The sequence below is a fragment of the uncultured Pseudophaeobacter sp. genome (assembly GCA_905479575.1).
Classification (GTDB): domain Bacteria; phylum Pseudomonadota; class Alphaproteobacteria; order Rhodobacterales; family Rhodobacteraceae; genus Pseudophaeobacter.
Genome location: CAJQNB010000052.1, coordinates 1 through 20,029, shown reverse-complemented (window position 1 = coordinate 20,029; position 20,029 = coordinate 1). Strand labels below are relative to the sequence as shown.

General features: G+C 58.8%; 18 protein-coding genes, 1 tRNA gene and 1 pseudogene. 14 read left to right on the top strand and 6 right to left on the bottom strand.

The features are described 5' to 3' along the window. From QZ268_RS14265 to QZ268_RS14255, 3 genes are all read left to right on the top strand, one after another. Window positions 1-669, top strand: a 669-nt coding sequence (locus QZ268_RS14265; RefSeq protein ID WP_295453917.1) for a TatD family hydrolase, incomplete at its 5' end; no start/stop codon positions are given. After that, entirely contained in the window at window positions 669-1,466 is a 798-nt protein-coding gene (locus QZ268_RS14260) for an MBL fold metallo-hydrolase (protein WP_295453915.1), read from the top strand. The genes QZ268_RS14265 and QZ268_RS14260, both read left to right, overlap by 1 nt. A gap of 94 nt (window positions 1,467-1,560) precedes the next feature. Continuing rightward, window positions 1,561-2,493 (top strand): AEC family transporter, encoded by a 933-nt coding sequence (locus QZ268_RS14255; RefSeq protein WP_295453912.1) that lies wholly within the window; start codon window positions 1,561-1,563, stop codon window positions 2,491-2,493. A gap of 21 nt (window positions 2,494-2,514) precedes the next feature. Here the strand turns inward: QZ268_RS14255 and QZ268_RS14250 are convergent, their stop codons facing one another. Then, window positions 2,515-3,249 carry an aspartate/glutamate racemase family protein gene (locus QZ268_RS14250; RefSeq protein ID WP_295453910.1) on the bottom strand — a complete coding sequence of 245 codons (735 nt, stop codon included), beginning with the start codon at window positions 3,247-3,249 and terminating at the stop codon, window positions 2,515-2,517. Window positions 3,250-3,316: 67 nt separating this feature from the next. Then, a complete protein-coding gene (locus QZ268_RS14245; RefSeq protein WP_295453908.1) occupies window positions 3,317-4,012 on the bottom strand; it encodes a GntR family transcriptional regulator in 696 nt (231 codons plus the stop codon). Between the two features lie 211 nt (window positions 4,013-4,223). On the opposite strand from QZ268_RS14245, the gene QZ268_RS14240 reads away from it, so the two are divergent. Beyond that, window positions 4,224-5,915 (top strand): thiamine pyrophosphate-binding protein, encoded by a 1,692-nt coding sequence (locus tag QZ268_RS14240; RefSeq protein ID WP_295453906.1) that lies wholly within the window; start codon window positions 4,224-4,226, stop codon window positions 5,913-5,915. A gap of 287 nt (window positions 5,916-6,202) precedes the next feature. Here the strand turns inward: QZ268_RS14240 and QZ268_RS14235 are convergent, their stop codons facing one another. Further along, entirely contained in the window at window positions 6,203-7,099 is an 897-nt protein-coding gene (locus QZ268_RS14235; RefSeq protein WP_295453903.1) for a LysR substrate-binding domain-containing protein, read from the bottom strand. A gap of 151 nt (window positions 7,100-7,250) precedes the next feature. Between QZ268_RS14235 and QZ268_RS14230 the strand changes: the two genes are divergently transcribed. From QZ268_RS14230 to QZ268_RS14210, 5 genes are all read left to right on the top strand, one after another. Beyond that, window positions 7,251-8,492 carry an FAD-binding oxidoreductase gene (locus tag QZ268_RS14230; RefSeq protein ID WP_295453901.1) on the top strand — a complete coding sequence of 414 codons (1,242 nt, stop codon included), beginning with the start codon at window positions 7,251-7,253 and terminating at the stop codon, window positions 8,490-8,492. Between the two features lie 123 nt (window positions 8,493-8,615). Continuing rightward, window positions 8,616-9,572, top strand: coding sequence for a TRAP transporter substrate-binding protein (locus QZ268_RS14225; RefSeq protein WP_295453920.1), 957 nt, complete (start codon window positions 8,616-8,618; stop codon window positions 9,570-9,572). 78 nt (window positions 9,573-9,650) lie between these two features. Continuing rightward, complete coding sequence (locus tag QZ268_RS14220; protein WP_295453898.1) at window positions 9,651-10,364, top strand: TRAP transporter small permease subunit; 714 nt, start codon at window positions 9,651-9,653, stop codon at window positions 10,362-10,364. Further along, window positions 10,364-11,680, top strand: a complete 1,317-nt coding sequence (locus QZ268_RS14215; protein ID WP_295453896.1) for a TRAP transporter large permease subunit — start codon at window positions 10,364-10,366, stop codon at window positions 11,678-11,680. Before QZ268_RS14220 ends, QZ268_RS14215 begins: the two co-directional genes overlap by 1 nt. A 4-nt stretch (window positions 11,681-11,684) precedes the next feature. Further along, entirely contained in the window at window positions 11,685-12,623 is a 939-nt protein-coding gene (locus tag QZ268_RS14210; RefSeq protein WP_295453893.1) for a hypothetical protein, read from the top strand. A gap of 32 nt (window positions 12,624-12,655) precedes the next feature. Here QZ268_RS14210 and QZ268_RS14205 read toward each other — a convergent pair whose 3' ends face one another. After that, on the bottom strand, window positions 12,656-13,426 hold the full coding sequence (locus QZ268_RS14205; protein ID WP_295453891.1) for a hypothetical protein: 771 nt from the start codon (window positions 13,424-13,426) through the stop codon (window positions 12,656-12,658). A gap of 245 nt (window positions 13,427-13,671) precedes the next feature. Here QZ268_RS14205 and QZ268_RS14200 point away from each other — a divergent pair, with 245 nt between their 5' ends. Beyond that, a complete protein-coding gene (locus QZ268_RS14200; RefSeq protein ID WP_295453888.1) occupies window positions 13,672-14,598 on the top strand; it encodes a carbohydrate kinase in 927 nt (308 codons plus the stop codon). Window positions 14,599-14,746: 148 nt separating this feature from the next. Here the strand turns inward: QZ268_RS14200 and QZ268_RS14195 are convergent, their stop codons facing one another. Beyond that, a complete protein-coding gene (locus tag QZ268_RS14195) occupies window positions 14,747-15,946 on the bottom strand; it encodes an aromatic amino acid transaminase (protein WP_295453885.1) in 1,200 nt (399 codons plus the stop codon). A gap of 69 nt (window positions 15,947-16,015) precedes the next feature. Further along, window positions 16,016-17,053: a zinc-dependent alcohol dehydrogenase family protein gene (locus tag QZ268_RS14190; protein ID WP_295453883.1), complete on the bottom strand. Its 1,038-nt coding sequence runs from the start codon at window positions 17,051-17,053 to the stop codon at window positions 16,016-16,018. A 140-nt stretch (window positions 17,054-17,193) separates the two neighbouring features. Between QZ268_RS14190 and QZ268_RS14185 the strand changes: the two genes are divergently transcribed. The 4 genes and pseudogenes from QZ268_RS14185 to QZ268_RS14170 all read left to right on the top strand — a co-directional run bounded on the left by QZ268_RS14185 (window position 17,194) and on the right by QZ268_RS14170 (window position 19,956). Continuing rightward, window positions 17,194-17,679 (top strand): Lrp/AsnC family transcriptional regulator, encoded by a 486-nt coding sequence (locus tag QZ268_RS14185; protein ID WP_295453880.1) that lies wholly within the window; start codon window positions 17,194-17,196, stop codon window positions 17,677-17,679. 148 nt (window positions 17,680-17,827) lie between these two features. Next, window positions 17,828-18,480: pseudogene (locus tag QZ268_RS14180) on the top strand (DDE-type integrase/transposase/recombinase). Between the two features lie 295 nt (window positions 18,481-18,775). Then, window positions 18,776-18,851: transfer RNA gene (locus QZ268_RS14175), tRNA-Thr, on the top strand. Between the two features lie 94 nt (window positions 18,852-18,945). Then, the gene (locus QZ268_RS14170) at window positions 18,946-19,956 is read left to right on the top strand and encodes a hypothetical protein (RefSeq protein WP_295453878.1); all 1,011 of its coding nucleotides are present in this window, start codon (window positions 18,946-18,948) and stop codon (window positions 19,954-19,956) included. The last annotated feature ends 73 nt before the right edge of the window (window positions 19,957-20,029 follow it).

The window sequence follows — 20,029 nt, the reverse complement described above, 5'->3', positions numbered from 1 at the left end:
GCGTTGGCGCCCGTACAAGCCCTCGCAGAAACCCATACAGAAATCTTCTTCGCCGCAGGCACGCACCCGATGTCCGTTGCCGACGAACCTCTTGTCACGCTTGACGATCTCCTCGCAGTCGCCGCCCACCCTAAATGCGTGGGCATCGGCGAAACCGGGCTCGACTATCACTACACGGCCGAAAGCGCCGACATTCAGCAGCAGTCTCTGCGCACCCATATTGCCGCAGCCCGCGACACCAAACTGCCGCTGATCATTCACGCCCGTGCCGCGGATGACGACATGGCGCGGATCCTGCGCGAAGAGATGCAAAACGGCGCCTTCAGTTGCGTGATGCACTGTTTCTCCTCCTCGGTTGAGCTGGGTCGCGCGGCGCTGGATCTTGGCTTTTACCTGTCGATGTCAGGCATTGCCGCCTTCCCCAAAAGCCAGGATCTGCGCGATATCTTTGCCACCGCGCCGCTGGACCGCATCCTGGTGGAAACCGATGCCCCCTATTTGGCACCCCCGCCCCATCGCGGCAAACGCAACGAACCTGCCTATTCTGCCCTTACGGCGCAAATCGGGGCCAAGGTCTTTGACCTGGACTACGCAGATTTTGCCGCCCAGACCCAGGCCAATTTCGACCGCCTGTTCTGGAAAGCTGGCCGCTATGAGGCCGCTGCCTGATGGCTGAGCTGCGCTATACAATTCTGGGCTGCGGCTCTTCCGGTGGGGTGCCGCGCCTGGGCGGGCACTGGGGCGACTGTGATCCTGACAATCCACGCAACCGGCGCCGCCGCTGCTCCATGCTGGTGGAACGTGACGGGCCGGATGGCACCACCTCGGTGCTGATCGATACCTCACCTGACATGCGCAGCCAGTTGCTGGATGCCGAGGTAGGGCGGTTGGACGCGGTGGTCTATACCCATTCTCATGCGGATCATGTGCACGGTATGGATGACCTGCGCATGATCGTGTTCAACATGCGTGCGCGGATCCCCGTCTATGCCGATGGCGACACCCAGAATGCGCTGCTGTCGCGCTTTGGCTATGCCTTTGTGCAGCCCGAAGGCTCCCCCTATCCGCCGATCCTGGATCTGCGGACCATTGATGGCGCCTTTACCATTGATGGCCCCGGCGGCGAGATCCCTTTCCTGCCGTTTGAGGTCAATCACGGGGCCATGGATGCGCTTGGGTTCCGCATTGGCAATCTCGCCTATCTGCCGGATGTGGCCGAAATTTCCGAGGATGTCACTGGAGCGCTGGAGGGGCTGGAATACTGGGTCCTGGATTCCCTGCGCCGCAGCCCTCATCCAACTCATTTCAGCCTTGATCAGGCCTTGGCCTGGATCGAGCGGATGCAGCCCAAACGCGCGGTGCTGACCAATATGCACATTGATCTCGACTATGCCACGGTAAAGGCCGAGACCGCCGATCACATCACCCCGGCCTATGACGGCATGGTCATTCGCTGCGCGCTGTAAGGCCGCTATGATCTGGGCGGCTGTGTCGCCCACCACAGTGGCAAGGCGCGCCAGTATCAAGGCCCAAGGCGTTTGCCGCAAAGGAGATCCCGCGATGTTGCAAAGTCTGATTGATGTCATCCTACCTGTCTTTCTGGTCGTGACAGCAGGCTATGTGGCAACGCTAAAAGGCGTTTTCTCTGCCTCCCATGTTGATGGCTTGATGAAGTTCACCCAGGGCTTTGCCATCCCCTGCTTGCTATTTCATGCCATGGCAAATCTGGACCTCTCCGACAGTTTTGACCCCAAGCTGCTCATCAGCTTTTATACCGGAGCCGCAACCTGTTTTGGCATCGGCCTAACCGGCGCCCGCCTGCTGTTCAAACGGGACTGGGAAGACTGCGTCGCCATCGGGTTTTGCTGCCTGTTCTCCAACTCGGTTCTTTTGGGCCTGCCCATTACCGAACGCGCCTTTGGACCAGAAAACCTGACCGGCAACTATGCGATCATCGCCTTTCACTCCCCCTTTTGCTACGGTCTGGGCATCACCGCGATGGAGGTGGTGCGCAACCGCGGGGCCGGCGGGATCAAGACCGTCTCCTCTGTGCTGACGGCGATGTTCAAAAACGTGCTGATCCTTGCCATCGCGCTTGGCTTTGCTTTCAACCTTGCAGGGCTGACGATCCCCTCAGCTGTGGATGAAGCCCTGCAACTGGTCATTCGCGCCGCTCTGCCTACAGCGCTGTTTGCCCTCGGCGGCGTGCTGGTTCAGTACCGCCCCGAAGGCGATCTGCGCACCATTGGCTTTGTCTGCCTCACCGCCCTGATGGTACATCCCAGCATTGTCTGGCTGCTGGGGGGCACACTGGGGTTGAAGCAGGATCTGTTCCGCTCTGGCGTGCTGAATGCGGCCATGGCACCGGGATTCAACGCCTATATCTTTGCCAATATGTACGGGCGCGCCAAACGGGTGGCCGCCTCGTCAGTACTGATTGCCACTGCGGCTTCGGTGCTGACGGTCTGGTTCTGGCTGCTGGTGCTCAACTGACGCCCTCGCACTAGCCAGGCGCTACCAGCGTGGATCATCCAGCTCCAGATCATAGCGACGCGGCATCAGCCCGGCCTGAAACCAGGTAACAAAGCTGTGGATGGAAAACACTGGCAGGCCCGTCACCCGGCGCAGATCACGGGCATAGGGCACCATATTGGTGCATTCCAAAACGATGGCGCCCAAATCAGGATTGTCCGCCACCAGCGCCCGCGCCCCGTCAATCATGTCCAGTCGGCAGGCCTCAAAGTCGATCGCCGCAGCATCCCCCAAAATATCACCGGTAAAGCAGCGCAGCCCATCGGTGCCGCCAACCGGTGTATCCTCTGGCGCACCAGCGGCGCGCAGATGGGCCGGGGTCAGCGTCTCCTTGGAAATGGTCAACACGCCAACCCGCTTACCTGTGGGCAGCAGCGCCTGCACCATCGGCACCTGCATCAGCGAAGACGTCGCCACCGGCACGCCCAGCGCCGCCTTCACCTGATCCTGAATCAGCGCCAGAAAACCACAGTTGGTGGTAATGCCATCGCAGCCCATCGCAACCAAATCCCGCCCTGCCTCGATAAACAAATCCACCAGTTGGGTCGGATCATTGCGCACCACCAGATCCGGAGTAGCCCCGCGCACCACCCGGTAATGCACCGGGAAATCCCAGGTCAGGGCATTGCCCATATCGCCGTGAATACGGGGGAACTGCGTCTCCAGCATCAGGATCCCCACCGCGGCCCCATAGACCGTCTTGCCACCCTGTTCCATCCCGCCTCCTTTTGCCTAGTGCCAACCCGCACCCAGTGTTTAGCGTCCTATGTTTAGCGTCCAGTGCCTAGTCTTCGTCCGGCACGTAAAGCTGCGAAAAGGCGATGCGCACCGCCTCGGTTGCCTCTTCCCGGCGCTTTTCAATATGCCCGCGCAACGCATTGGTCGCGGCATCAACATCCCGCGCGGCCAGCCCCTGTAGCACCTGCCGATGGGCCGAAACATCGCCCGGCGCCCGGCCCTCGGCCTGATCGCGCATCCGCTTTAGATCAATCAGGCGAATATAACGGATCCGTCCGTTGAGGTTCTTCAACATCCGTTGCAGCTCACGATTGCCGGACAATTGCACCAGGCGGCTATGAAACCCCTCGTCCAATGCCAGTAGCTCTTCCAGTTCGGTGGCGCTTTCATAGTCCGGCTCCATCCGGTCCAGATAATCGGAAAACGCGGCAATATCCGGCTCCGGCGCCCGCAGGCACGCAATCCGCAGAGCTTCACATTCGATCGCCACACGCGCCTCATAGAGATCAAGGATATAGCCCGGCGTCAGCGGGCGGCAAAAGAAGCCCCGGTTGATCTGAAAGGTCAAAAATCCCTCGGCCACCAGGCGGTTCAGCGCCTCCCGCAGCGGTGTGCGACTGGCCCCCAGCACCTCAGACAGGGCGCTTTCATTGATCCGCTGGTCAGGCTTAAAGGCAAAATCCGCTGCCATCCGGCGCAGCGCCTCATAGACCCGGTCAACATTGCTTTCCCGTTTCGCCATCTTGCTCCGCTCACATCCTGGGCTTGCTGCAGTTTCCTGCTGAATTGTCGCCACGCTAGAGCAGGGTTGACTTAGTCGCAATAATGAATTCCAAACTGTATACATTTCTGAACACAAAATTGATTCCGCAGACTGTGCGGAAGAACGACACCCGGCTCCGGTGGAGCCCCCACAATGACCAAAACAGATTGATCACAACCCGGAGAGTAAAATGAGCAATGCGATGAACGGCGCTGAGGCCATGGTGCGGATGCTGGAAGCCCATGGCGTGCAACATATCTTTGGCCTTTGCGGCGACACCACCCTGCCCTTTTACGACGCCATGCGTGAGCTGGATCACGGCATGACCCATGTGCTGACTCGGGATGAACGCAGCGCCACCTATATGGCCGATGGCTATTCCCGCGTCACCGGCCGCCCCGGTGTGGCCGAGGGCCCCTCGGGCGGCGGCGCCACCTATCTCCTGCCCGGCCTCATTGAAGCCACCGAAAGCTCCTACGCGGTTCTGGGCATCACCACCGATATCTCGGTTGCCTCCTATGGGAAATACCCGCTGACAGAGGTCGACCAGGACGCCCTGATGCGGCCACTGACCAAGTGGAACACGGTGATCAAGCAGTCGCAGCATATCCCCCGGATGGTACGCACCGCCTTCAAGGCGATGACCACTGGCCGCTCGGGTGCAGTGCACCTTGGCCTGCCATATGACGTGCAATATGATGCGGTTGACCCCAGTGATATCTGGGCAGACCCAAAACACCAAAGCTATCCCGCCTACCCGCAGGCGCCCGAACCCGGCGCGGCAGAGGCCGCGATTGATGCGATACTGTCGGCAAAATCGCCGCTGATCATCTGTGGCGGCGGCATCGTGATTGTCGGCGCCATGTCGGAGCTCTCCCGCCTTGCCACCCGGCTTGATATTCCGGTCGCTACCTCGATCTCAGGTCAGGGGTCTTTGGCTGAAATCCATGCCAACTGCCTGGGGGTTGTGGGGTCAAACGGCGGCACAGATGAAACCTGGGAGATGATGGAGGCGGCGGATCTGGTGGTGTTTATGGGCTGTCGTGCGGGCTCTACCACCTCCTCGCGCTGGGAGGCTCCGGCGCCCGGCACCCGCATCGTGCATTTTGACAATGACCCGATGGTGATTGGAGCCAACTACCGTACCGAGGTGGGCGTGGTGGGTGATCTTCGGCTTTCGCTGGCCGCCGTCAACGCGGTGCTGGATCGCCGCACACAGGGCGCCGATGGCTTTGGCGGTGCAGCTGCCATCGCGCAGATCAAAGCGCGCAAGTTTGCGAAGTTTCATCACCTGGCGCAAAGCACAGAGGCGCCAATCCGACCTGAGCGCGTGGTTGATGCGTTGATGAAGGTGCTGCCGCCGGATGCCACCGTGGTCTCGGACCCCGGCACCAGTTGTCCCTATGTCTCGGCCTATTATCAATTACAGAAACCCGGGCGCTATTTCATCACCAACCGGGCGCATGGCGCCCTTGGTTACGCGCTTTCAGCTTCCTTGGGGGCTTGGTTCGGGCGGCCCGCATCAAAAACCGTGGCCCTGATGGGAGACGGCTCCTTTGGGTTTACCGTGGGGGAGCTGGAAACCGTCTGCCGCGCCCGCGCGCCTATCACCTTTGTGGTGTTCTCCAATGCAAATTTCGGCTGGATCAAGGCCAGCCAATTTGCGGACAAGGGCGCGCGGTACTACAACGTCGACTTCAACCGCACCGACCACGCCGCCATCGCTGCCGCCTATGGTGTCAAAAGCTGGCGTGTGGAGAACCCCGAAGACCTTGAACGGGTGATGCGCGAGGCGGTTGATCACGACGGCCCCACCTTGGTGGATGTGGTCTGTCAGGCGCTGGAAGACAGCAACGCCCCGGTACGGCGCTGGATGGGGTGAGGCCCGTCTCGGAAAGGCTCTGGGAGAGCCTTTCAGGGCCGAACGGGCGGAGTCCTGGAGGCAACTCCGAACGGCCAGAGTCCTCCGTGCCTAACAAAAACGATAGCTGTTACCGGCTCCAGCGCCCCTTTCCAGAGACGCGAGGCGCGGCATGGAACTCCGTTCCCCACTCCCCCGGTTGCAGGCACCAACCGCGCCGCGCCTGTGGCGCGGCGCCGGGCCCAAGGGGAGAGAGGTCATCTTTGATGGCCTTGATCTGCGCGGGAGCCCCCCTTGCCTGAACGCCGTCAGTCAATGCAATAGGGGTGCAGCTCAGACTGCAACAGCGCCAGAAACTCCTGTCCAATCGCAGACAGCGGCCGGGTGGCAGAGGTGATCACGGCCATCTCCATCAGGATCTGCGGGCGAAAGCGACGGGACACAAAGCCCCCCTCCCTGTCAAAATCCAACACAAAGGGGTCCAACAGGGCCACGCCCATGCCCTCTTTGACAAAGCTCAGCAAGTTTTTGAACAGCTGCGCATGAACCCGCGTCTTCAGCGGCACCCCCGCCTGCACAAAAGCCTCGCGGAGCCGCCGGTGGGTGATGTGATCAGGCCCCATGACCAGAAAAGGCGCCCCTTCCAGCAGCGCCGGCGTCAAAACCTCATGCTGCGCCAGCGGACTGCCTGCGGGAAGCGCCACAGATGTCTCCACCCGGATCGGATGGGCCACCAGCCCATCATGCAGCAGCGGCGTTTCGCAGATGCCGATTTCAAACAGACCAGAGATCACCCATTCCTGCACCTTGGACGAATACTGCGACTGGAAAGAGATCGACATATCAGGCCGGTCACGGGCGAATTCGGCAATCAATCTGGGCATAAACCCAAAGGACATGGAATGCTGCGAGGCCACCTGCAGCTGCCCGGCCTGCTTATTCTGCAGATCAATCACCGCCTGGGTCACGTGATCAAAACCGCGCACCACCGTATCAATCTCACGAAACAACAGATTGGCTTCTGGCGTCGCCCGCAACCGGCCGCGATCGCGCTCAAACAGTTTGAACCGCGTCTGCCGCTCCAACTGATGTAACAGGTTCGAAACAGCAGGCTGGGAGATCCCCAAAATTGCGGCGGCCCCGGTCACGGTGCCGGTCTCAATCACCGAATGAAAGGCCTGCAACTGTCTAAAACGTAAGTTCATGCCATCATATATCATTTATTCTTATGGAGTGCATCGATAATTATATTTGAAATGATGTGGCTGACTGGGCATGGTCAGCAAAAGGTCGGGGGCCATTTCAAAGTCCCTTAGCCGCTCCTGTGGCGCTCAATAGGACACAAAGCATCATCACATGAAAACAGAACACATCATCATTGTTGGCGCCGGTATTGTGGGCGCCGCCTCGGCGCTCTGGCTGAAACGTGCCGGACATGAGGTCACCCTGATTGACAAAGGTGCCCCCGGCATGGGCGCCTCCTATGGCAATGGCTGCCTGCTGGCCAGCTGCGCCATGGTGCCGGTGACCACCCCCGGTTTGATCCCCAAGGGGCCCAAGTACCTGTTAGACCCAAAGTTTCCGCTGTTCATGCGGTGGGGCTATACCCCCAAGCTGCTGCCCTGGCTGATGAAGTACCTGTCACACGCCAATGACAGCGATACCCGCCGCATTGCAAAATCTCTTACCCATATTGTCGGCGACAGCGTCGAACAGCATCAAGCCCTGACCGCCGGTACCCCGGCGGCGAAATGGATCAAAGAGACGGATTACAACTTTGCCTACAAGGATCGCGCCGCCTTTGAGCAGGACGCCTATGTCTGGGAACTGCGCCGCGAGGCCGGGTTCATCCCAGACATCATCGAGGGCGCGGCGGTTCAGGAACACGAGCCGATCCTGGGCAAGAACACCTCTCTGTTGGCAGTGAACAAAAACCATGGCTTTATCCTGAACCCCGCCAACTACGTCAAAGACCTGGTCAAACTCCTGGTCGAGATGGGTGGCACGTTCATCCAGGCGGAAGTGAAGGATTTCGATCTCAGCGGTGGCCGGATTTCAGCGGTGGAGACCGATCAAGGGCGCCTTGACTGTGACAAGGCGGTGATCTCTGCCGGGATCTGGTCCAAACCCCTGATGCAGAAGCTCGGCCTCAAGGTGCCGATGGAGGCGGAACGGGGCTACCATATTTTGTTCAAATCCCCCAGCATAACCCCCCGTTATCCGATGATGGTTGCGGCCGGCAAATTTGTCGCTACCCCGATGGATCAAGGCCTGCGCTGCGCCGGGGTTGTGGAATTTGGTGGCTTGAATGAGACCCCCTCTAAGGCACCCCTGGCCCTTTTGCGGCGCACTGTGGCAGAGACGTTCCCGCAGATGCAGGCCGTTGAAGAGGAAGAATGGCTCGGCTTTCGACCCGCGCCAACTGACAGCCTGCCGCTGATTGGTGAGGTCGCGACCTCCGGCGTGTTCACCGCCTTTGGCCACCAGCATATTGGCCTCACCGGCGGCGCAAAAACCGGGCGTATGGTGGCCGATCTGATTTCCGGCCGCCCCATCAACCTTGACATGCGCCCCTTTGCGCCGGATCGTTTTGCCTAACGATTGCGTCACAGACCACTCACGAACAAGCCGATACCCACAACAAGTCGGCAAGACCAAGCTGGGAAACAGCACATACCAACCTCCAGGGAGACTACCATGACGTCTAAAATCTCTACCAAAATGGCTTTTGCAGCCTCTGCGCTGGCGCTTGCGGCCTCAGGCGCTGCTGCGGAAAGCTGGGATATGCCGATGGCCTATTCCGCAACCAACTTCCACTCTGAAATGGGTGTTGTTTTTGCCGATAAGGTGCGTGACTACACTGGCGGCGATATCGACATTACCGTGCATCCTGGCGGGTCCCTGTTTAAGGGCGGCGAAATCAAGCGCGCTGTGCAGACCGGCCAAGCCCCCATTGGGGAACGCTTCATGTCCGCCCATGCCAATGAGGCGCCGCTGCTGGGCTGGGACAACCTGCCCTTTGTTGCCACCACCTATGCGGACAATGAAAAACTGTGGCACGCCGCCAAAGATAAGGTGAACGCCCAGCTCTCGGACCTCAACCTGGTGGCGCTCTATACCTGCCCATGGCCGGGTCAGGGGTTCTATTTCAACAAGGAAGTGACCTCCTCCAGCGACACCCAGGGCATCAAGTTCCGCAGTTATAACACAGCCACAGCCACCTTCGCCGAAAAGCTTGGCATGATCCCAGTGCAGGTAGAAGCCGCCGAGCTGAGCCAGGCACTGGCCACCGGTGTGGCCGAGGCCTTTATCTCGTCCGGCTCGACCGGCTATGACCGCAAGGTCTGGGAAAACCTGAGCCATTATTACAAGGTCAACGCCTGGTTGCCGCGCAACTATGTCATGGTCAACAAACAGATCTGGGAAGGCCTGAGCGCCGAAACCCAGGGCCAGGTGCAAAAGGCTGCCGATGAGACCGGGGCTGCCTGCTCTGCCAAATCCGAAGAACTGGCCAACTGGTACTTTGAACAGCTGTCAGACAATGGCATGACCGTGACCGACGCAGGCCCGGAATTCCTGGGTGAGCTGCAGGAAATCGGCGCCAAGATGACCGCTGACTGGTTGGCATCTGCCGGTGATGATGGTCAGGCCATCCTGGACGCCTATAACGCGAACTAAGGCCAACATCTCTCACCTGACGGCTCCTGCTCTACCAGCGAGGGGCCGTCTTTTTTGACTGCACTTTGGGGGATGGGCATGCGTGACTGGCAACCGTTTCTGGGCCTGCCGCTCTGGGTTTGGCTTTTTGTTATTCCAACTCTTCTGGCACTGGCCTGTCTGACTGCTCCGTCTCGGATGGGGCGGGCCCTGCGGCCACTGCAGGCGCTACTGGATCGACTGTATCTATGGTCTGGCGTGCTCGCCGCGATCTGTATGGTCACGATCCTTTTGCTTATCGTGGCGCAAATGGTGGCCCGCTGGAGCAGCCTGACCTTCCCAGGTTCCACCGAATATGCAGGCTATGCCATGGCAGCGACCTCCTTTTTTGCTTTGGCCCATGCGCTGACCCGTGGCGCCCATATCCGGGTGTCGATCTTTCTCAACACCGGGCATCACTTTGGCCTGTGGCTGGATGCGGTCGCCATGTGGATCGCGGCCATTACCGCCACTTATTTTGCCCGCTTTGCCATCAAGACCAACATTATGTCGGAGATGCTGAATGACCGCACCCAGGGGCAGGACTTTACCCCGGAGTGGCTGATCTCCGCCTTGAAGATGTTTGTTACCGCGCCGTCCCAATGGGGCAAGCTATGGGCTGAAACCGGCGGTGACTGGGTCTATACCCCAGTCTGGCTGCCGCAACTGCCCATGTCGATTGGCACCGTGCTGCTGGCGCTGGCGCTTTGGGACTATCTGTGTCGTCTGCTGATCACCCGTCGGGCCAGCATCACTTCGGAGGCCGTGGAATAATGGGCGAGATCTACACAACCCTTATCTTTGTATTTGTTCTCTTTGCTCTGCTGGGCAGTTCCGTCTGGATTGGTCTGGCGCTGATGGGAGTCGCCTGGTTTGGCATGGAGCTGTTCACCACCCGCCCCGCCGGGGACGCGATGATCACCACCATCTGGACCGGGGCCTCCAGCTGGACCCTGACGGCGCTGCCGCTGTTCATCTGGATGGGAGAGATCCTCTATCGGACCCGCCTGTCACAGGACATGTTTCGCGGCCTCGCCCCCTGGATGCGCTGGCTGCCTGGTGGGCTGCTACACACCAATATTGCCGGCTGCACCATCTTTGCCGCCGTGTCCGGCTCCTCCGCAGCGACGCTGACAACCGTCGGCAAGATGTCGATCCCGGAGCTGCGCAAACGGGGCTACCCGGAATACATGATCGTCGGCACCCTGGCTGGCGCTGCCACGCTGGGGCTGATGATCCCGCCCTCGCTGACGTTGATCGTCTATGGCGTGTCGATCAATGAATCCATTACCAAGCTGTTCATGGCCGGTATTTTCCCCGGCCTGGTGCTGGCCAGTCTGTTCATGGCCTATATCATCGGCTGGCATTTCTTTGCCAAGGACCAGCGACCCAAACCAGAACCCGCCATGTCCTTTGGCCAGATGCTGGCCGAGAGCCGTTTTCTGATTCCGGTGCTGATGTTGGTTACTGCGGTGATCGGCTCGATGTACCTCGGCCTTGCCACCGCCACCGAGGCGGCTGCTGTCGGGGTGCTTGGTGCGCTGACACTGGCGCTGTTTCAGGGCTCGCTGAGCTGGAGCACCTTTGCTGAATCTCTGATGGGGGCCACCCGGACCTCTGCCATGATTGCGCTGATCCTGATGGGAGCATCGTTCCTGTCGCTGGCCATGGGCTTTACCGGGTTGCCCCGGGCGCTGGCGGCCTGGATTGATCAGATGAACCTGTCTCCGCTGGTGCTGATTGTGGCGCTCACGCTGTTCTATGTGGTGCTTGGCATGTTCTTGGATGGGATTTCCTCTGTGGTACTGACCATGGCCATCGTTGAGCCCATGATCCGCCAGGCCGGTATTGATGTGATCTGGTTTGGCATCTTCATCGTGGTGGTAGTTGAAATGGCGCAGGTGACGCCGCCAATTGGCTTCAATCTGTTTGTACTGCAAAGCATGACCCGCCACGAGATCTCTTATATTGCCAAGACCGCGATCCCCATGGTTGGCCTGATGCTGATCATGGTGGTGATCCTGGTCGCCTGGCCCGAGCTGGCAACCTGGCTGCCCAACAATCTGCGCAGCGGACCATCTGGCGGATAGCAAAATGATAGACCTGTTGACCATTGTCGCCCGCTATGGGCGGGCGGCCATGGTGTTTGGGTTGCTGGCAGGGTTTGCCTTGCCCCAGCTGGCCGCAACGCTCAAACCCTGGCTGCCCGAGCTGGTGGCCGGGCTGTTGTTTTTAAACGGTTTTCGCATCGGCGCATCACGCGCCTTGGCAGGGCTGCGCGAAGGTATCTCCAGCCTCAAGACCGTTGTAGTGTTGCAAATGATCCTGCCAGTTGTGGCGCTGCTTTGTTTTGCCGGACTGGGGCTGCTGGCCACGCCGCTGGCCATTGCCGTGATCCTGATGCTGGCTGCCCCCTCCCTCACCGGAAGCCCCAATATCACACAGCTGATGGGTCATGCCCCGGAGCCCGCCTTTCGGCTGATGATCCTTGGCACCGCCCTGATGCCCTTGACTGTGTTGCCAGTGCTGTTGCTGCTGCCCGAGCTCGGCGATGCCCAAACCGTCCTGCTGGCGGCGCTGCGTTTGAGTGGCACGATCGCCCTGACAGTCGGGCTGGCATTTACCTGTCGCCACTTGCTTGCCCGCGATCTGAAAGAGCGCATGGCCAGCGCGGTGGATGGGCTAACAATTGTGGCACTGGTGGTGATCGTGATTGGCCTGATGGCAGCGCTCGGTCCTGCCTTCCACAGCGCCCCCTGGCCTGTGGCGCAATGGATGCTGCTGGCCCTGGGCCTCAACTTTGGCCTGCAATACGTCTGCTTTCGCTGGCTTATGTGGCGGGGAGGTCGCAGGATCGCGGTGCCCACCTCTGTGGTGGCCGGAAACAGAAACTTTGCGCTGTTTCTGATCGCCCTGCCCGCCAGCACCACCGAACCGCTCCTGATCTTTCTCGGCTGCTACCAGGTTCCGATGTATCTAACCGCAGTGGTGATGCGACCAATCTACGCAAAGGCCCTGAACCCGCCCCCGTGACAGAGCCAGAACAGGCCCATGGTCCTCCACCATTACCCAGGGAAGATGCGCGCCATCTCGGCGTCGAACTTTGCCCAGCTGAGCACCGCCCGATTGCCTGCCAGCCCGTGATAATAGGATTTGCCACTAGAGGTCGGCAACCCAGCCCAGATCTTTGATAAATTATGCATGAAATCCTTGCGGCTCATGTCATTGGCCATCATTGCGCTCAAGCCCGCTTCTTCGAGCAGCTGATGCGCCAGACGGTCCTGTAGTTTTGGCGAAAACACATCGCCACGTTTGGCGCCCACATGATTGGCAAGACGTTTCAGGGTGGCGGGAATGAACTGATAGCGACCAATGGCGTGCTGTTGCCCCGGCGTTCGGGCGATCCAATCGTAGATCTCTCCCAGGGTCATTGCGGTTGGGCGTTTGCGGGGTTTGACAGTGGCGGCATGTTGCACCGCATCATACTGCGCCCCTCCGGCCTCGGCGCTGGCGATCAGCTGCATCAGCTTTGCCACCGCCCCTTTGGCCACGCCCCGCGGCAGCGCCCGGAACAGGCTGGTGCCGCGACGATCGGCAAACAGGCTGGCAAGATTGGCCTGCACTGCTTCCATCTCGGCCTCTAGCCCCTCTGGCGCGGGCTTGGCCGTCAGCACAGAAGCCGGGCTATGGCGCGCCAATACTGGCTGTACAGCTGTATTTCCTTGGCCAAAGAAATCCTCATTCACAATGGAAAACTGCTCTGTGGCGCTGCTTTGCACCGCGCTGAGCGCAAAAACGATATAGGTGAGAGGCAAAGCCAAGCAGGTTTTGTTCATATCAGCCTTCTGTCTGAAACTGCGGTCCTGCCCAAAATAGCGGGGCGGAATTGAGATTTCCTTTACCGCGTTCTTATGATCGTGGCCTGCCGTCCCCTTTCCCGCTATCACTCTACCGATGTTTCTCCGGGGAACACCTCTCCATCGCGCTATCTCGAGCGCATTTTTGATGGCATCCTATTGCAAGGATTTGATAGGCAAGGCTGAACGCTGTCTCAGGACACCCCCAGCACCGGAGTGTAGCAATGATCCTTTGTTGCGGTGACGCCTTAATCGACATGATGCCAATTCCAGCGCAGCCGGGCACCATCGCCTATGTGCCAAAGCCCGGCGGGGCAGTGCTCAATACCGCCGTAGCCCTGGGCCGTCTTGGGGCACCGGTTGGCCTGCTTACCGGGGTGTCACATGACATGTTCGGCCAGCAACTGGCGGCACATATAAGCCACTCCCATGTGGATACCGGGCATCTCCTGTGGTCGGATCGCCCCACAACCCTGGCCTTTGTACAGCTGGTGCATGGACAGGCCTCCTATTGCTTTTACGATGAAAACTCTGCCGGGCGGATGCTGGATATTGCCGACATCCCAGCCCTGCCCAATGCGGTCACTGCCCTGTTTTTTGGCGGTATCAGCCTTGCGAGCGATCCCGCCAGTGATTGCTACGCCGCGCTCCTGGAACGCGAAGCGCCTACACGGGTGGTCATGGTTGATCCCAATATCCGCCCGGGCTTCATCAAGGACGCAGCCCGCTACCGCCAGCGACTGGATCGCATGATGGCGCAGGCTGATATTGTAAAAGTCTCCGACGAAGATCTGAACTGGCTGTTCCCTGCGCCCCAAAGCGACGAACAAAAGGTGACACAGTTGTTGGCGCTGGGACCTTCGCTGGTGGTTGTTACACGTGGCAATGAGGGCGCAGATGGTTTTATGACCAATGGCACCCACATACACATACCTGCGGCACCGGCAAAGATCGTCGATACAGTTGGCGCTGGCGATACCTTTAATGCGGGCCTTTTGGCCAAGCTGTCCGAACTGAACTGCCTCAGCAAGGATCAGGTAAAGACACAGCCCCCAAAGATACTTCACACCGCTTTGAACCATGGTGCAAAGGTTGCTGCCAAAACTGTTGCGCGCGAAGGCGCTGACCCGCCCTGGGCAGAGGATCTTTGACTTGGCCCCTGCCCTATGTGTGGCACGGCAATCTGGCCTGAGCAGGTTATGAAGCCGGACACTGCCTGCACGCCCTGCCCCCAAATCTGGCCTGCATTCCTGTCGGGGCTGGTTTCAAGTCGGGACTGGATTCAAGTCGAGCCTGCGTTCAACTCGGGGCTGTCACCAACTGATGCATCGCCCGAATGAGCCAGCCAATATCTTCCGGCCCAAGCCGCGCAACGTTGACCCGGGCGCCTTTCACCACATGGATGCCGTGGTCACGTGTTAACGCGACCTCTTGGGGCGCCGTCAGCGGCAGCAGAGAAAACATCCCCGATTGCCTGGCAAGATATGCCAAATCCTGGGTGCCAAATGTGTCGCCCTCCGCCTGAGCGATGTCCCTGCGCACCTGGGAAACGCGGGCCCGCATCTGATCCAACTCCTGCAACCAAAGGGCCTTCAGCTTTTGGTCTTGCAGAATTTCACGCACCACAGCGGGGCCATGATCCGGCGCATGAGAGGCCCCAGCGCGCACAATAGCCGAGATCGCCCTGTGCATCCGGGCGCGGTTTGCCTTGCCTGTCTTGACGAAAAGCGCCCCGGCCCGGTCGCGGTAGATACCAAAGGACTTGGACAGGGTGATGCAGACAATACATTCCGCAAAGCGCGCGGCGATCTGCCGGGCCATTGCGCAATCCGCCTCAAAGCTTTGGGCAAAGCCCAGATAGGCAAGGTCGATCCACGGCACGATGCCCCGCGCCTCCAGCACAGTCAGCAAAGCCTCAAACTGTTCCGGCGACAGATCTGCGCCGGTTGGATTGTGACAGACCCCTTGCATCAAAAACACATCGCCAGCTTTGGCGGCGCTTAACCCGTCGAGCATCTGATCAAAGGTGATCTCACGCCGGATCGGATCATAGTAGGGCACCTGCCTGAAAGACGCGCCGGCAGCCTGCAGGATCGGAATGTAGTTCCCATAGGTCGGCGTTTGCAGCCAAACTGTGGGCGCATCGGGCATCTGCGCCAGAAGATCCGCCATGACCCGCAATGCCACCGCCCCGCCTGCGGTCTGCGCCGCAACCCAGTCACTGTCCACAGCACTGTCACAGGTTTGACCCAGGATCTCTTGCCCCAAGAGCGCGCAATAGTCCGCATCCCCGGTCAGGGCGAGGTAGGATTTGCTCGCTTGTGTTTCAACCAGGCGCTTCTCTGCCTCTTTGACGGCCTGCAGGACCGGCGTTTTTCCCTGCGCATCCTGATAGATTCCAACGGTCAGGTTGAGCTTATCCAAGCGTGGATCTTGCGCAAAATAGTCTGCTCCGATCATGATCGGGTCGACGGGGTATTCCTCAACTTTTTCAAACATCGCCTGACACTCTCCCTATTCGATTGGCCGCCCAGCAGAGCGCCGCTGATGCACAAACCGCCACAAATCTCAGAACCGGGTGATGACTGTCGCGCCAACGGACTGGAATTTATTCATGTTTATCAAAGCCTCAGGCGCCTCCGCGAGGCTAATCTGTGCCCCCACCAGCCGGGCCGGGTCAAGCTTGCCGCTGGCAACCATGTCCAGCATCGCGCCATAGCGATGCGCCTGCATCCCATGCGAGCCCAGCAGCTCAATCTCCTGGCCTACAATTTTGGGCATCGGTATCGCAGGTGCTGCGTGCTCTCCCAGCATCAGGCCAACCTGAATATGCTTACCCCGTGGGCGCAGGCACAGGATGGAATTGGTCATGGTCACGGGATGACCCAATGCATCCAGCGACACATGGGCTCCTCCGCGGGTGATATCGTGGATGGCTTGCGCCACATCTGCTTCGGTGCCGTTGATGACGGCAACAGCGCCAAGATCCTGTGCAAGGGCCAGTTTGGCGGGATCAAGATCCACCCCAATCACATTCGCCCCGGCAGCCGCTGCAATCATCACGGCGGACAGGCCCACGCCGCCACAGCCATGCACCGCCACCCATTGACCTGCACTGACCCTGCCCTGATCAATCACCGCGCGGAAAGAGGTGGCAAACCGGCATCCCAGACTGGCAGCCGTGGCAAAATCCATGCTCTCTGGAAGCGAAACCAGGTTCAGGTCCGCCTGGTGAATGCCGACATATTCGGCAAAAGATCCCCAGTGAGTAAAGCCAGGTTGCTCCTGATGCAAACACACCTGTTGATGACCCGCATGGCATTCGGAACAGCTGCCGCAACCGCAGATAAAGGGCACAGTCACCTTGTCCCCCACCTTCCAGTTGGTCACATCCTTGCCCACCGCCTCGACGACGCCCGCCAGCTCATGTCCTGGAATATGCGGCAGCTCAATATCGCTGTCATGCCCCATCCAGCCATGCCAGTCACTGCGGCAAACGCCCGTAGCAGCGACCTTCAAGACCACACCATGTGCCTCGGGGCTAGGGTCATCGACCGTGACCAGCTTGGGCGCTTCTTGGAACTTTTCAAATAGGACAGCTTTCATGGCAGGGTCTTTCCGCTTCAGGGGTGGCTGGAGCCGATCATAAAGCCCTGCATGGAAATAACTTTGCTATTCCTGCGTTAAATGCAGTAAATGTGAGGGAAAATCCCTCTTTAAGAACAAGTTTTTGAAAGACTCCCCCCATGCCTGACATCGACGCCGCAAATGCCCAGATTCTGACCCTGCTGCAAAATGACGGACGCATGACAAATGCCAAATTGTCCGAAACCATAGGAATGAGCGAAACCCCCTGTTGGCGGCGCCTGAAACGGCTCGAGGAAGACGGCTTTATCGACGGCTATCAGGCCAATCTGAACCGGCGCAAGTTGGGGTTGGGTGTCATGGCCTTCGTGCAGTTGCGCTGTTCTGAACACGATCAGACTGCGACGGCGGAATTCCAGCGCATCGTCGAAGTGACCCCAAACATTCTTGCCTGTCACAACACCACCGGCGCGGATGACTTCCTGCTCATCGTTGTGGCGCGAGATCTGGATGATTACAGCGTTTTTGTCGACACCACCCTGCGCCGCTTGCCAGGGGTAACCAGCATTCGCTCAAATCTCTCGCTGAAGGAGATGAAGGCCTCAAGCAAATTACCAATTATTTTACCAGCAAATCCAATGGCATGACACACAAGACGCCCCCTGCCGCTATGATGTGAATGCGCCAAGTGAAAGCTGTGAACAAGATCTCGCTGTGGCGGAGCATGAAACATGTCATTCCTCCCAAACTGAATCGCGCCGAGTTTGTCGGAGACCCTCAATTTAAGTAAGGATGATGGTTCTGACAAAAAGCAAAATGGCAAATCGCTACTCGCCTGAGGTCCGCGCCCGCGCCGCCCGTATGGTGCTTGAGCATCAAGGCTCTTATGAGACGCAGGCGGGTCCGATCGCCGCCATTGCATCCAAGATCGGCTGTATTCCCCAGACCTTGAGTGGATGGGTCAAGCAGGCCGAGACAGACAGTGGCATGCGCGACTGTGTCACGACCGCGGACTGTGATCTCATTGTCGGCTGGCGGGTCTGTCGGTCTGCCAAAACTGACTTGTTCTCGATGCTCTTGAACAGGCCCTGCACGATCGACGGCCCGTCCAGAAAAGCGGATTGGTCCATCACTCGGATCGCGGCGGGCAATATTTATCCATTCGCTATACCGAGCGTTTGGCTGAAGCAGGTATTGAACCATCGGTCTGCAGCGTCGGGGATTCCTACGACAACGCCCTCGCTGAGACGATAAATGGTCTCTAAAAAACCGAACTGGTCCACCGCCAGAGGCCATGGCGCAACATGCAGGATCTGGAAATGGCCACTCTCGGCTCGGTCGATTGGTTCAACAATAGTCGCCTACTTGGCACCAGCGGGAATGCCCCGCCAGCCGAGGCCGAAGAGACCTTCTATGCACAGCGTGACGTGCTCGATATGGTCGCGTGAAATGAAGCTATAAGTCTCCGGTAAAACCGAGGCGATTCAAACTCGCCCGCGCAGTCAATTCTGCCCCCATGCTTCGCTGTCGTGTCCACCTTACCCGACAGAGCCCAATCTTTGCGCAGTCCAGGACGGTTTCGAGCCGAATTTGGAGTGTAGTTAACGACGAAAGGTCAAAGGACTCAATCGGGAAAAATTTCTTCCTGAGGGGCCTTGCAAACAGAGTTGTTTGGTGTAGAAGGGCGCAGCAACTGAGAAGTGCCAACGAGACGGTTTTTCTTGGGAGCAAATACTAAAGAGTGCCCCTATAGCTCAGCTGGTAGAGCAACTGATTTGTAATCAGTAGGTCCGCGGTTCGAGTCCGTGTGGGGGCACCATTTTTCTCACAGTAAGTTGTTGATGTGTAAGGGTAAGTGCCCCTATTGCATCCGTTCCAACTACACGCTTAGCTACACAATGTGGGTTTAGGCTATGCGGAATGTGACTGTGAAATACCTCAGGAAGAACGACAGAACAGGCAGTTTCGAGTATCGGCGCAGGGTCCCCAAGTCTCTTGAGAAGCGGGTCAAGAAACGTGAGTTCCTAAAGGTGCTGGGTAAGACCCAAAGCGACGCAGTCATGCGCTACGGTGCTGAACATGAGAAAATTGAACACCTCGTGAGCTTGGCCAAGTTTGGCGTCACTGGTCTCTCCCCTATGGAGCAATCAAAAAAGCTGGCAGCATTGCTGGAAAGCTGGGATGCTGATCCGCATAGCGCTGGGCGAGATGACAATGAGCGCACATGGCGCGGTGAGGCCGCTGCACAATTGGTGGATAAGTACCAAGACCCCACATCCGGCGAATATGTAGGAGTGCCAGAGGAAGATGGTCTGCTAGCCAGTGCGCTCCTTGACGGTGTCTCGAAAGAAACCCCTCAGGTGACCGTCACAGACGCCTTTGCGGCCTATCTGGATGAAAACGCCCTCAAGATACCTGAGCAACACAAGAAGCAACGGCAGCGGTTTGCCCGGTCTGAGAAGAACCTGATCTTTATCCTTGGAGGAGATATGCTTCTACAGGAGGTCAAAAGATCAGATGCACGCAGATGGCGTGACATGCGCCTCAAGCAAGTAGCTCCCGCCACAGTCAGGCGAGAGCGCAATGACATCGGAGCGGTGTTTAGCTGGGCAGTCAGTGAGATGGAGGGCGCTGGTGAGGTCAACCCTTTCAAGGGGATGAAGCTTGAAACGCCTAAGGAGGGTAGACGAGATCAGCGTCTTCCACTGGATCAGCTGGTTATTGATAGGGTTTACGAGGACCTACAACCCCACAAAGATCTGCTGCATATATGGACTCTCTTGGATTACACTGGAGCGCGACCTAGCGAAGTCAGGATGCTGCGGGTCTCTGAGATAGTGCTTTCTGCCCCTGTGCCTGGTTGTGTCTCGAATCTGGTGGAAATTCTCTGGCGGCGTTCTCCGAGCATGTGGATTTGGGCCTGATCAGGCCGCGAGGTCAAGTCTGATCGGGGCGATGGGCTGAGCCAAGGTTTCCCAGCCATCGACCTTTCGCATC

What these genes read in the sequence shown, in the direction of transcription:
- QZ268_RS14260 (WP_295453915.1), top strand. Translation starts at nt 669, where the DNA reads ATGGCTGAGCTGCGCTATACAATTCTGGGCTGCGGCTCTTCCGGTGGG.
- QZ268_RS14255 (WP_295453912.1), top strand. Translation starts at nt 1,561, where the DNA reads ATGTTGCAAAGTCTGATTGATGTCATCCTACCTGTCTTTCTGGTCGTG.
- QZ268_RS14250 (WP_295453910.1), bottom strand. Translation starts at nt 3,249, where the DNA reads ATGGAACAGGGTGGCAAGACGGTCTATGGGGCCGCGGTGGGGATCCTG.
- QZ268_RS14245 (WP_295453908.1), bottom strand. Translation starts at nt 4,012, where the DNA reads ATGGCGAAACGGGAAAGCAATGTTGACCGGGTCTATGAGGCGCTGCGC.
- QZ268_RS14240 (WP_295453906.1), top strand. Translation starts at nt 4,224, where the DNA reads ATGAGCAATGCGATGAACGGCGCTGAGGCCATGGTGCGGATGCTGGAA.
- QZ268_RS14235 (WP_295453903.1), bottom strand. Translation starts at nt 7,099, where the DNA reads ATGAACTTACGTTTTAGACAGTTGCAGGCCTTTCATTCGGTGATTGAG.
- QZ268_RS14230 (WP_295453901.1), top strand. Translation starts at nt 7,251, where the DNA reads ATGAAAACAGAACACATCATCATTGTTGGCGCCGGTATTGTGGGCGCC.
- QZ268_RS14225 (WP_295453920.1), top strand. Translation starts at nt 8,616, where the DNA reads ATGGCTTTTGCAGCCTCTGCGCTGGCGCTTGCGGCCTCAGGCGCTGCT.
- QZ268_RS14220 (WP_295453898.1), top strand. Translation starts at nt 9,651, where the DNA reads ATGCGTGACTGGCAACCGTTTCTGGGCCTGCCGCTCTGGGTTTGGCTT.
- QZ268_RS14215 (WP_295453896.1), top strand. Translation starts at nt 10,364, where the DNA reads ATGGGCGAGATCTACACAACCCTTATCTTTGTATTTGTTCTCTTTGCT.
- QZ268_RS14210 (WP_295453893.1), top strand. Translation starts at nt 11,685, where the DNA reads ATGATAGACCTGTTGACCATTGTCGCCCGCTATGGGCGGGCGGCCATG.
- QZ268_RS14205 (WP_295453891.1), bottom strand. Translation starts at nt 13,426, where the DNA reads ATGAACAAAACCTGCTTGGCTTTGCCTCTCACCTATATCGTTTTTGCG.
- QZ268_RS14200 (WP_295453888.1), top strand. Translation starts at nt 13,672, where the DNA reads ATGATCCTTTGTTGCGGTGACGCCTTAATCGACATGATGCCAATTCCA.
- QZ268_RS14195 (WP_295453885.1), bottom strand. Translation starts at nt 15,946, where the DNA reads ATGTTTGAAAAAGTTGAGGAATACCCCGTCGACCCGATCATGATCGGA.
- QZ268_RS14190 (WP_295453883.1), bottom strand. Translation starts at nt 17,053, where the DNA reads ATGAAAGCTGTCCTATTTGAAAAGTTCCAAGAAGCGCCCAAGCTGGTC.
- QZ268_RS14185 (WP_295453880.1), top strand. Translation starts at nt 17,194, where the DNA reads ATGCCTGACATCGACGCCGCAAATGCCCAGATTCTGACCCTGCTGCAA.
- QZ268_RS14170 (WP_295453878.1), top strand. Translation starts at nt 18,946, where the DNA reads ATGCGGAATGTGACTGTGAAATACCTCAGGAAGAACGACAGAACAGGC.